Here is an 11,081-nt window from a genome sequence, read left to right as displayed (position 1 = left end):
TGAATTTAAGCAAATTTTAAACTAAATTTAACCAAAACATATATAAAATTAAGTTTTTATAAATTTGGAGTTAAAATGAAAGGTCATATCACTAAAAGTCAGTTTTTAATCATCTCGCTTATGCTTTTTTCGATGTTTTTTGGCGCAGGAAACTTTATATTTCCGCCGATGGTTGGAAGAGAAGCTGGGGAAAATGTTTACGAAGCGATTATGTTTTTTTGTCTTACAGCAGTTGCATTGCCTGTGCTTGGAGTTGCGGCGATCGCAAAAGTGCAGAGCATGGATATACTAGTTAGAAGAGTTGATCCAGTATTTGCTGTGGTTTTTACACTTTTAATCTACATCACAATCGGACCTGCATTTGCGATACCAAGGGCTGCAAATATGCCATTTGAAGTTAGCGTTGCGCCGATGATTTCATCTGATTCCCATACTTACGCACTTTTGATTTATACTTGTGTTTATTTTCTTTTAAACTATATTATCTGTATAAATCCAAGCAAGATGGTCGAAACGTTGGGTAAATTTTTAACACCGATTATGCTTGTTTTGATTGCTGTTTTGTTTATCGTAGGAGTAATGTCGCCTATGGGTGAGTTTGGAGCAGCTAGTGGAAAATACGCCCAGCACCCTATAGCTAGCGGGTTTTTAGATGGCTATCAGACGATGGACGCGCTTGCGAGCATTGTTTTTGCTATAGTTGTTATAAATGCGATGAGAGCGCTTGGGATAAAAAACCGAGCAGTTTTGGTAAGTGCGACTATAAAGGCGGGTATTTTAGCTGGTGCGATTTTGATGAGTGTTTATATGATGCTTGCCTATCTTGGCGCAAGTAGCGGTACGCTTTTTACTGAAGTTAGCAATGGCGCAAATCTTTTATCGCAAATCACATATCATCTTTTTGGTGAGTTTGGAAGGGTGATTTTAGGGGCGATTTTCTTGCTTGCATGTTTGACAACGACTGTTGGGTTAATCGGCTCAGCGAGCGAGTATTTCTCAAGTGTAACAAAGTTAAGTTATAAATTTTGGGTTGTGGCGTGGTCTGTGCTTAGCTTTTGTGTGGCAAATGCTGGACTTGATGCGATACTTAAATTTAGTATTCCTGTGCTAATCGGACTTTATCCAGTTACGATAGTTTTGATAATTTTAGCATTAATTGATGGTGTGATAGAGGGCTCAAAGCTGATTTATCGCTCGTGCATTTATGTAGCGGTAGTTGTTGGGATACTAAGTGCGCTTGGATATAGTGGAATTTCGCTTGGAGTGGTTGGTGAGTATGCATCAAAACTGCCGTTTTTTGATACTGGACTTGGCTGGATAGTACCTGAAATAGTCTGTTTTATGATAACATACATCGTTCATATCTTTAGAAAACGAGATGGGATATAAGTTTTAAAAAATCACCTAAAGACTGAAGTGTTTAGGTGATTTTAATCATTTATAAATTTACTGCTTTGTTGTTTAGAAGCTTTAAATCTTTGATTTTATTAAAAATTTGAGTTCTATTATTTTCTAGCTCATTTTTTCTAGTAATTGACATCTCAAAGAATTCTTTTTAAATTTCTGTTAAGCAAATTTGCTGCGATTCCTGTTGTTGAACTACCGCTAAAAATATAAATTTATTATCTATTACTAAATTCTTTTATTTCATAATCCATAAAATCATTTTCGTCAAGTATTATTCGTTCATTTTCATAATTTTGCTTGGTTTTTAGATAAGCTTCCATAAAATTATTAGCTTCAACTTCAACAATTTTACTTAAAATTTCTGTGATTTCTAGTTTATATATCATATTAATATCCATTTTATATATTTATATTATTCATTTAAAATTATTTTGCTTAAATTTGGCTCTAATCTTGAGATGATTCCCGTTACTAGTGCATTTCCCATCATAAAGTATCTTCTTCTTGATGGCATAGTATCTGTCCAGTTTGGTGGAAACATTTGTATAAGTTCGCATTCAACTTCGCTTAAGATTCTATAAGTGTTTAAATTCTTATCAAAAATTATATGAGAAGAGCGATTTGCGCTACCTTCACTTGTGAGCATAGTCCTTGCAGGAGCTTGTAAATTATCAGGAAAACTCATAGTGCCTTCACTATAAGTGTATTTATGACCTAAAGCTGAGATTCTTTCAATTTTTTTTGAACCTTTTAAATATTGCCATTTTTCTAATTTTGTATCATCTATTATATAGTTTTGCATAGTTTTTGGGTTGTAATTATTGGCTAAATTTAGTATATTTTGAAGTGTATAGATGTTCTCTTTTTTTGCTTTGGCATTTGCACAAAATATATTTGAGCTAATCATCGCTCCTGTTTCTAAAAATTTTCCATCTATATAATTATTAGAAATATCAAAAATATCTTTGTATTTATTTAAATTTATATTTTTAATTGAGTCAAAATCGCAAGGAAAAGTTATATTAAGCAAAGATTTATGAAGGATGCTTTCGTTTTTTAAATTACTAAATTTCTTTGCATATTTTGTACCTTTTTTAACTGCAAAAATGAAAACTCTTAATCTTTTTTGTGGAAAACCATAATCGCTTGCATTTATGACTCGCCAAAATACATAATATCCCAACTCATCAAATGTTTTTAACATAACTGCAAAGTCTCTGCCTCTTTGTGAAGCTGGAGATTTTAAAAGTCTATCTACATTTTCAAGCAAGATAAAAGGAGTATTTTTTTTGGATAAAATATCTTTTATATCCCAAAATAACACTCCTTTTTTACCTTGAATTCCTTGCTCTTTTGATAAAGGCCTAGCAACAGAATAATCTTGGCATGGAAAACCACCAACTAATAAAGAGTGGTTTGGAATTGTTGTTTTATCTACCTTGCTGATGTCGGTATTGGAATGATTTTTTAGACCAAAACGTGTTATGTAGCATTCAAAGGCGTGTTGTGTTTTGGTTGATGGTTCAAATTGATTAGCCCAAACAAAATTCCATTTGTCATTTTCTATCGCTTTTTTACTATTTTTATCAATACTTTTTATATGATTTAAGCCAACTCTAAATCCACCAACTCCAGCAAATAGTTCAACTACATCAAGTTTCATAAAATCAACTCTTTTATTTGTTTTTTGATGTAGCTTTTATTTAACCAAAAGCATTGTTTGGTCATTTTATCTCCATTTGGTAAGATATCCATATCGCTTTCTTTTCCTCTTCCATATTTAGTGCCATTAATTACATAAGCGGTATTTGTAGAATGAAGTCTGACATGAAAGATATTCGTATTGCTTGCGGTTGGCAAGTCGTTATCGATTATTATAGAATTTTCACAACATCTTATATTAAATTTAATGCCATTTTTAAATTTATTTTGATACATTTTCCATTCTTTTTTTCCACTTTTTTCTAATTGAACTATAGGCATATTCCAAAATTTTGCACCATTAAGATAATATAAACCATCTTCTTTTTCTTGAAAAATAACAAATAAAAATTTTGTTTGTGAAAAAATATTATAAAGTTTAGACGCTTCAAAATCTTCCGCAATAAATTCTAAAATTTTAAAAGTTGGAAATGACATATGCTCTCTTGGTTCGCCATTTTTCTTAACTCTTATTGTTTTTATCTGTATATTTGCTTTTTCAAATTCTTTAGCATTATCTGTTTTTACGCCTAGTATTGTCATAATTAAAGAATTATTAGCTCTTTTTGAGCGTGTGATTTCAAATTTAGAATATAATTCGTCCTCGCTTTTATCTATGAAATTTGAAATTTTATTTATTATTGCTGACTCAAAGCTTGTATTTTTAAGTTCATTGCTATGAAAAATAGAATCAAAAGTTTCGACATTATTTAAAATATAATGATTTATAATGTATGTCATATATGATTGTTTTAATGAAAAAGCTCTTCGTTTTGCCTTAACTTTGTCATTATAAAATTGGTTTTGCAAGCTTCTTGCGGCACTTGCTCCTTTGGTACAAGCTCCTAAATACTGAGTGTCGCTTTCTGATAATTTATGAGCTAGACCACTTTGTATTTTGCTAACGATTTTTTTATAATCATCAATAATTATTTCTAAGTCATCTTTGCATTTTTTTGACAAAATATTGAATAAATTTACATAATTTATTTTGTAATCTATTCTTTGTAGTTTTTTATTTCTTAGATATAAAACAAATAAGATAAGTTTAAGTTTATCTATCAAATGCGATTTCTTAAAGTTCTTATCAATAGGCTTATTATTAGGAATCATTGTGATTACTAATCGCTCTCCAGCTCTTATTTTCCTATTTGATGTGATTTCATAAGGAGTAACTTTAAGTTCAACCCCAGCTTCTGGAAAATCAGCCGAAGAATCACTATTTGGTTTATATAAAAAATAAAACTCTTCTAGTAAATTTCCTAAGCTCCCTTTACTTTTTGGATTATTAAAATAAGCTATTTGTTGAATCAATTTGTTATCAGTAAAATTTGATTTTAAAACATCGCGAAAAGTCTTTCCTATCAAGTTTTTCGCATATTTCTCTATGGATTTGGGCTTGGTTTTGTCATAAGGAAATTCGATACCCATATTGATTTTATTCAAGCAATTCTACCTATAAATTCCAGTTGCATTTCGCACTTTATCCATTAATTTAACGGCTTCTTTTCGTGCTTTATCGGCTCCTGCGTCTAAAATTTCATCCAAAATATCGTGGTTGGCGTTATAATACTCAAATTTCTCTCTAGCCTCTTTAAAATATTCCCAAATCACATCGTTTAAATATGCCTTGAAGTGTCCATATCCCTCACCACCTTTTTCATAGCGAGCGGCTAGTGCTTTTTGCTCATCATTGTTTAAAAACAGCTTTGCGATGGTAAAAATGTTGCAGTTTTTCCACTCTTTTGGCTCTTCAAGAGCGGTGCTATCGGTTACGATTTTGCCGATTTGTTTTTTAAGCGTTTTTGCATCGGCAAAAATATCAATGGTATTTCCATAACTTTTACTCATTTTTGCGCCATCAGTCCCCGGAACTGTCGCAACAAACTCATCGACTCTAGCCTCAGGCAGGGTTAAAATTTCGCCATGAGCGTTGTTAAATTTAAGCGCGATATCGCGTGCGATTTCGACATGTTGGATTTGATCTTTTCCCACAGGAACGACATTTGAGCTATATAACAAAATATCGGCCGCCATTAAAACCGGATAAGAGAACAAGTCATGTTTACTTTCAAAACCCTTTGCAACCTTATCTTTATACGCGTGTGCTCGTTCAAGCAGACCCATCGGCGTGTATCCGCTTAAAATCCAGTAAAGCTCAAGCACCTCTTTAACATCGCTTTGCACCCAAAAAGTCGATTTTGCTGAGTCTATACCAAGCGCAAGAAAGGCGCTTGCTGCTTCATAGGTTGCGTTTTTTAACTTAACTCCATCGCCAACAGAGGTCATAGCGTGGTAGTTTGCTATAAACATAAACATCTCTTCACCACCATTTTGCGCCTCTACCATCTGTTTAATGGATGCAAAATAGTTGCCTAGGTGAAGTTTTCCTGATGGTTGAAGTCCGGTTAATGTTCTCATTTTTTTCCTTTTTTGTCTATTTTTAATAAATTTAGGCTAAATTTAGAGTTTTACTTAAATTTAGCGATTTTTAGCTGTTTTTTTATCTCTTTTACGATTTGTTTTGGGGTTTTGCCCTCGACATTTACAGTGATATCAGCTTTGCTTTCATACCCTTTTTCTCGCTCTTTATGCAAGGTTTTTGCCTTTTCTAAGTCTTGTAAAAGAGGGCGTTTGGTTAGTTTTTTGCTTGCGTTTGGCGAAGCGTTTATGCGCGTTAAAATCGCTTCAAAACTACTTTTTAGGTAGATAATGGTTCCGATTTTTTCTAAGCCTTTTACCTTATAAAACCCGCCACCAGTTGAAATAATAGCGTTAGAAACACTTGAAGATAGAAATTTAGCTAAGTTTTTTTCTATTTCTCTAAACACCTCTTCGCCATCTTCTTGAAAAATCGCTTTGATTTTTTTGTTCGCAAAGCTTTCTATCATATCATCACCATCGATAGCAAATTTATTCAAAGCTTTAGCTAGTTCCCTGCCTACCGTACCTTTGCCAACTCCCATGAAGCCGATTAAGACTAGATTGTTACTTTTCTTCATCGCTTGAGCCTCGATTTTTAGGGATTAAAACTACAGGCACGCCAGATAGGTTAAATCTCTCTCGCATTTTGTTTGTTAAATACCTTTTATAGCTAAAATGAAGTGAGCGTGGACGGTTCATCACAAGAGCGATTTTAGGAGGCGCAAAGCCAAACTGCACCGCGTAGTAAATTTTAACAACTTTTCCTTTTTCGTGCGGTATCGGGTGAGTTTTTGTCGCTTCTGCTATCATCTCATTTAGTTTTGATGTTTGAATTTTTTGAGTAAAATTCTTATAAATTTCAAGAATCATCGGATAAAGTTTATGCACGCGTTTTCCACCAAGTGCCGAAACACTTATAATCGGAGCGTAAGCAAGAAATTTAAACTTATCTCTGATTTCCTCTCTTATGCGTTCAAACTCAGCCTCGCTTTTGTTTTCCCATTTGTTAAGCACGATGATGATACCAAGCTCAAATTTAGATGCAATTCCTGCGATTCGCTCATCAAGTTCAGTTAAAGGCTCAGAGCTATCAAGCACTAAAAGTGCGATATCGGTTTGTTCTAAAACTGCTTCAGTTCTATTAAGCGCAAATTTCTCAATCCCTTCGATTTTACCACGCTTTCTAATGCCGGCAGTATCGACAAACTCATAAATTCTATCTTCATAGATAAAGCTCTCGTTTACAGGATCAATCGTTGTCCCAGCGGTTGGGCTAACGACAGAGCGACTCTCTTTTACAAGTGCGTTTAAAAGGCTTGATTTGCCGACATTTACGCGCCCTATAATGCCTACTTTTATGGGTTTTTCATCATAGTTTTCAAGTTTTTCTTCTAAAATTTCGCCATTTTCATCAAAATTTTCTAAAAACTCATCAAGATCAAGGCTAACATCAGGCTTAATTTCATCTTCTAAATACCTATAAATCCAGCTTTTAAGATCATCAACGCCACTGTTGTGGCTAACTGAAATTCCAAAGCTGTTTTTAGCTCCAAATTCGTTAAATTCAAAGCTTCTCTCTTCGTCTTTGTTGCCATCGATTTTATTTATAACTAAAGCTGTTGGTTTATCAAGCTTTAAAAGCGAGTAAAAAATCCTTTTATCCTCATCTTGAGGCATAAATTTACCATCGACCATAAATACGATAATGTCTGAATTTTTAGCCTCTTCGAGCGTTTTTTGCTGAACCTTTGCAAACATCTCTGTGCTTTCATCAAGCCCACCAGAATCAACCAGCACACAGAATCTATCGAAAATTTCTATTTGAGTTTTGTTCGTATCGCGCGTCGTTCCGCTTATATCGCTAGTTATGGCGATTCTTTGTTTAGCTAGACGGTTAAAAAGCGAGCTTTTACCGACATTTGGACGACCTATTAAGATAACTTTTTGCACTTTTAAAATCCTTATTTGAAAAATTTAATTATACTAAAATTTGGCTGAATTTGTCTAATATTAAGTTATATTTGACTAAAATAAGATTTTAATTTGGAGGTAAATTTAGGTGTTACATCACTTTTTAATGCGTCATCTTGGGGCTTATTATATGGTTTTAGCTTCGATGTATTTTGCTCTAACGGGGGCGTTTGCTAAATTCTTAAGTGATGATATGAGTTCGGTTGAAGTTGTGTTTTTTCGTAACTTTATAGGACTTTTGCTAATCTTAGTAGCTATTTTTAAAAAACCAGTTCACCAAAGAGGCGGTAAGCCGTTTTTGCTCATTTTTCGTGGAGCAATAGGTATGCTTTCTTTGCTTGCATTTTTTTATAACATCGCTCACATGGGACTTGCTGAGGCGTTTACTTTTTCAAAAATGGCGCCGATTTTTGTGGCTATTATAAGTGCGATATTTTTTAAAGAAAAGCTTAATAGCATATCTTGGATAGCCATTTTACTTGGTTTTGTAGGCGTTGTGCTTGTAATGCAGCCAAATTTAGGCTTTGAAAAAACCGATATGATGGGCATTATAAACGGTTTGTTTGCTGCACTTGCTTATACTAGTATTCATGAGTTAAGAAGAGCGTATGATACGCGTATAATCGTGCTTTCGTTTGTAGCAAGTGGAGCTGTATTTCCGCTTATTTGTATGATAATAGCGCAATTTTACGCCACGCCAGATTGGCTTGATTTTATGTTTGCTAAATTTGTTATGCCGGATTTTTTTGGCTTTGTTTTTATCTTGATGATGGGCTTTAGTGGAGTGCTTTTTCAAACATATTTAACCAAAGCTTATGCAGCAAGTAGAAGCGCTGGAATGGTATCAGCCATAGGGTATTGTGATATCATATTTACATTGATTCTTGGCATGATGATGGGCGATAGTTTACCAAATTTTATAGCTTTTTTAGGTATAATAATTATCATTTTTAGCGGCGTTGTAGTCGCTATGCAAAAATAGGGAGAAAATTATGATATTAATAGCAGGGCCTTGCGTTATAGAAAGCGAGGAGTTGATTTTTCAAGTTGCTGAAAAATTAGCTAAATTTAATGAAGATAAGCGAATAGAGTTTTACTTTAAATCAAGTTTTGATAAGGCAAATCGCACGAGTATTAGCTCATTTCGCGGACCAGGACTTGAAAAAGGGTGTGAAATTTTAGCCAAAGTTAAGGCTAAATTTGGTTATAAAATTTTAACCGATATCCATGAAAGTTATCAAGCAGCGCCAGTTAGCGAGGTTGCAGATGTGCTTCAAATTCCAGCATTTTTATGTCGCCAAACAGATTTGCTTGTAGCAAGTGCAAAAACTTCATCGGTTGTAAACATTAAAAAAGGGCAATTTTTAGCTCCAGATCAGATGAAATATAGTGTTAAAAAAGTGCTTGAAACGCGTGGAGTTAGCGAGTTTGGATACGACGCGGCTAAAGAAAATGGAGTGTGGCTAACAGAGCGTGGAAGCACTTTTGGGTATGGAAATTTAGTCGTTGATATGAGAAGTTTAGCGATAATGAGAGCTTATGCGCCAGTTATTTTCGATGCGACTCACAGCGTGCAAATGCCTGGTGGCTTAGATGGCAAAAGTGGCGGAGACAGTAGGTTTGTGCCATATCTTGCAAGAGCTGCGGCAAGTGTTGGGGTTGATGGGTTTTTTTATGAAACTCATATAAATCCATGCGAAGCGCTATGCGATGGACCAAATATGCTAAATTTAGATGAGCTTGAAAAAACAGTAGAACAAACACTTAAAATAGAAGAAATTTTAAAAGGATAAAAATGAAAACCATAGAAGGAAAACTAAGTTTAGATGGTAGCGAAAAAGTTGCTATCATAAATGCGCGTTTTAATCATATCATCACAGATCGCCTTGTTGAGGGTGCAAAAGATGCGTTTTTACGACATGGTGGAGATGAAGAAAATCTAAGTCTTATACTAGTTCCAGGAGCTTTTGAGATACCAATGGCGTTAGAAAAAGTGCTAGCTAGTGGTAAATTTGACGCGGTTTGTTGCGTGGGTGCTGTGATTCGTGGCTCAACTCCACACTTTGACTATGTTAGCGCAGAAACAACAAAAGGCATAGCAAATGTTACGCTTAAATACGCTAAGCCAGTAACGTTTGGTGTGCTAACAGTCGATAGTATCGAACAAGCGATTGAACGAGCTGGAAGTAAAGCTGGGAATAAGGGCTTTGAAGCGATGACTGGGCTTATTGAAATGATAAGTTTATATAAAAATTTAAAGGCATAAGATGGCGACAAGACATCAAGTAAGGCAGTGTATCGTCTCGCTGCTTTATGCTAGGGATATGGGGACGCAAACTGCGGAGTTTAAAAACGAGTTTTTAGAAGAAAAAAAGATAAGAAACAAACAAAAAGAGTTCACGGAAGACCTTTTTAAAGGGATTTTGGCAAATTTAAATATGCTTGATGAAATGCTTAATGAAAAATTAAGCGAGCATAAATTAGATGATATAGGCGTTGTAGAAAGGGCGATTTTACGGCTTGGAGCGTATGAGATAAAATTTACCGATACAGATGATGCTGTTGTGATAAATGAGGCGATTGAGCTTGCTAAAGAGATGGGAAGCGAGACTGCACCGAAATTTGTAAATGGCGTTTTGGATGCTTTAAGAGCCAAATAAATGGCTAGATGGCAAAAAGCTTGGCTGATTTATAAAAATACTTTGACTTTTTAGCCAAAAGATAAAGCCAAAGTTTATCAGTGTTTTTAGGTTTTAAATTTGGTTATAGTTTAGTTGTAAAAGTGTCTAGCTTGGGGATTTTACTACGCTTATTTTATAATTTTTAATTTTTGTAGCAAAATTTTAATCTTATTGCCTTGCTAGCACTTTAAAAGCTTAAATATTTGTTTAAAAAAAGCTTGGTTTTGCTCTAAATCAAGCTTGGATTTATTTTATTTAAAGCGTTTTTTTTGTGGCGAATAACTCTTATTTGCTAAAACAACTTTTAGAATAAAGTCTTTAATTTTGATAATTTCTTTTGCAACGCCTTAGTAGCAATGGTTTTTATACTTTTTAAAGTAGTTTTTGGTTTTAACAAATATTTTTACTAATAATTTAATAGATAAAATTGCGATTTGTTTTTTGCCTAGTCAAGCTTGTGCATTTTCTTGATTTTGCGAGTTTTGTCGGTAAAATTTGGTAGATATTTTATAGTTTGATTTGTTAAATTCAGCTACTATTTTATTTACTTGCACATGTTTTATCATATCTTACGAAAAATATAAAAATATTCTTATTTTATCCTAACTAAAATATCTTTCAAAATACCATAATATCGATATTTAAAGCCATTTTTACCCATTTTATTTTTTATAATATTCATAAAATTTATTATTTTAACTTAATATTGTAGTGTTTTTAAATAAAATGAGTAAATTTTAGAAAATTTAGCATAAAAGCTTTGCTAAATTATTAGCATTTGATTTTGTCGGTTTTGTATTATAAATTTGTTTTATTAAAGTTTGAAAGTTGTAGCCACAAAATTTAAGTAAAAAATGTCAATATTTTTTATCTTTTCATTAACGTATGCTTTTGGTG

The 11,081-nt window shown here is 33.5% G+C and carries 11 protein-coding genes; 5 read left to right on the top strand and 6 right to left on the bottom strand.

Annotation, left to right across the window (positions count from 1 at the left end; genetic code table 11):
* Positions 1–75 precede the first annotated feature (75 nt).
* Positions 76–1,389 (top strand): branched-chain amino acid transport system II carrier protein, encoded by a 1,314-nt coding sequence (gene brnQ / locus CGEO_RS07945; RefSeq protein WP_075494507.1) that lies wholly within the window; start codon positions 76–78, stop codon positions 1,387–1,389.
* A gap of 233 nt (positions 1,390–1,622) precedes the next feature.
* Here brnQ and CGEO_RS07940 read toward each other — a convergent pair whose 3' ends face one another.
* Genes CGEO_RS07940 through der form a run of 6 tightly spaced genes read right to left on the bottom strand, consistent with a single transcriptional unit; the run spans position 1,623 to position 7,482 of the window.
* Positions 1,623–1,793: a DpnD/PcfM family protein gene (locus CGEO_RS07940; protein WP_082255638.1), complete on the bottom strand. Its 171-nt coding sequence runs from the start codon at positions 1,791–1,793 to the stop codon at positions 1,623–1,625.
* 26 nt (positions 1,794–1,819) lie between these two features.
* Complete coding sequence (gene dcm / locus CGEO_RS07935; RefSeq protein ID WP_075494506.1) at positions 1,820–3,070, bottom strand: DNA (cytosine-5-)-methyltransferase; 1,251 nt, start codon at positions 3,068–3,070, stop codon at positions 1,820–1,822.
* On the bottom strand, positions 3,067–4,554 hold the full coding sequence (locus CGEO_RS07930; protein WP_242647987.1) for a Sau3AI family type II restriction endonuclease: 1,488 nt from the start codon (positions 4,552–4,554) through the stop codon (positions 3,067–3,069). Before CGEO_RS07930 ends, dcm begins: the two co-directional genes overlap by 4 nt.
* A gap of 6 nt (positions 4,555–4,560) precedes the next feature.
* Positions 4,561–5,529, bottom strand: a complete 969-nt coding sequence (gene trpS, locus CGEO_RS07925; RefSeq protein ID WP_075494505.1) for a tryptophan--tRNA ligase — start codon at positions 5,527–5,529, stop codon at positions 4,561–4,563.
* 50 nt (positions 5,530–5,579) lie between these two features.
* Positions 5,580–6,110 carry a shikimate kinase gene (locus tag CGEO_RS07920; RefSeq protein WP_075540154.1) on the bottom strand — a complete coding sequence of 177 codons (531 nt, stop codon included), beginning with the start codon at positions 6,108–6,110 and terminating at the stop codon, positions 5,580–5,582.
* Positions 6,097–7,482 (bottom strand): ribosome biogenesis GTPase Der, encoded by a 1,386-nt coding sequence (gene der, locus CGEO_RS07915; RefSeq protein WP_075494503.1) that lies wholly within the window; start codon positions 7,480–7,482, stop codon positions 6,097–6,099. The genes CGEO_RS07920 and der overlap by 14 nt, the downstream gene beginning before the upstream one ends.
* Before the next feature lie 109 nt (positions 7,483–7,591).
* On the opposite strand from der, the gene CGEO_RS07910 reads away from it, so the two are divergent.
* From CGEO_RS07910 to nusB, 4 genes are read left to right on the top strand one after another with little or no spacing between them, the layout of a single operon-like run.
* The gene (locus CGEO_RS07910; protein WP_106380133.1) at positions 7,592–8,485 is read left to right on the top strand and encodes a DMT family transporter; all 894 of its coding nucleotides are present in this window, start codon (positions 7,592–7,594) and stop codon (positions 8,483–8,485) included.
* 10 nt (positions 8,486–8,495) lie between these two features.
* Entirely contained in the window at positions 8,496–9,296 is an 801-nt protein-coding gene (gene kdsA, locus CGEO_RS07905) for a 3-deoxy-8-phosphooctulonate synthase (RefSeq protein WP_075494501.1), read from the top strand.
* A gap of 2 nt (positions 9,297–9,298) precedes the next feature.
* Positions 9,299–9,769, top strand: a complete 471-nt coding sequence (gene ribH, locus CGEO_RS07900; protein WP_075531418.1) for a 6,7-dimethyl-8-ribityllumazine synthase — start codon at positions 9,299–9,301, stop codon at positions 9,767–9,769.
* 1 nt (position 9,770) lies between these two features.
* A complete protein-coding gene (nusB, locus tag CGEO_RS07895) occupies positions 9,771–10,163 on the top strand; it encodes a transcription antitermination factor NusB (RefSeq protein WP_075494499.1) in 393 nt (130 codons plus the stop codon).
* Positions 10,164–11,081 lie beyond the last annotated feature (918 nt).

This window comes from Campylobacter geochelonis, assembly GCF_013201685.1.
GTDB lineage: Bacteria > Campylobacterota > Campylobacteria > Campylobacterales > Campylobacteraceae > Campylobacter_B > Campylobacter_B geochelonis.
This window is presented reverse-complemented; position numbering and strand designations above follow the sequence as displayed.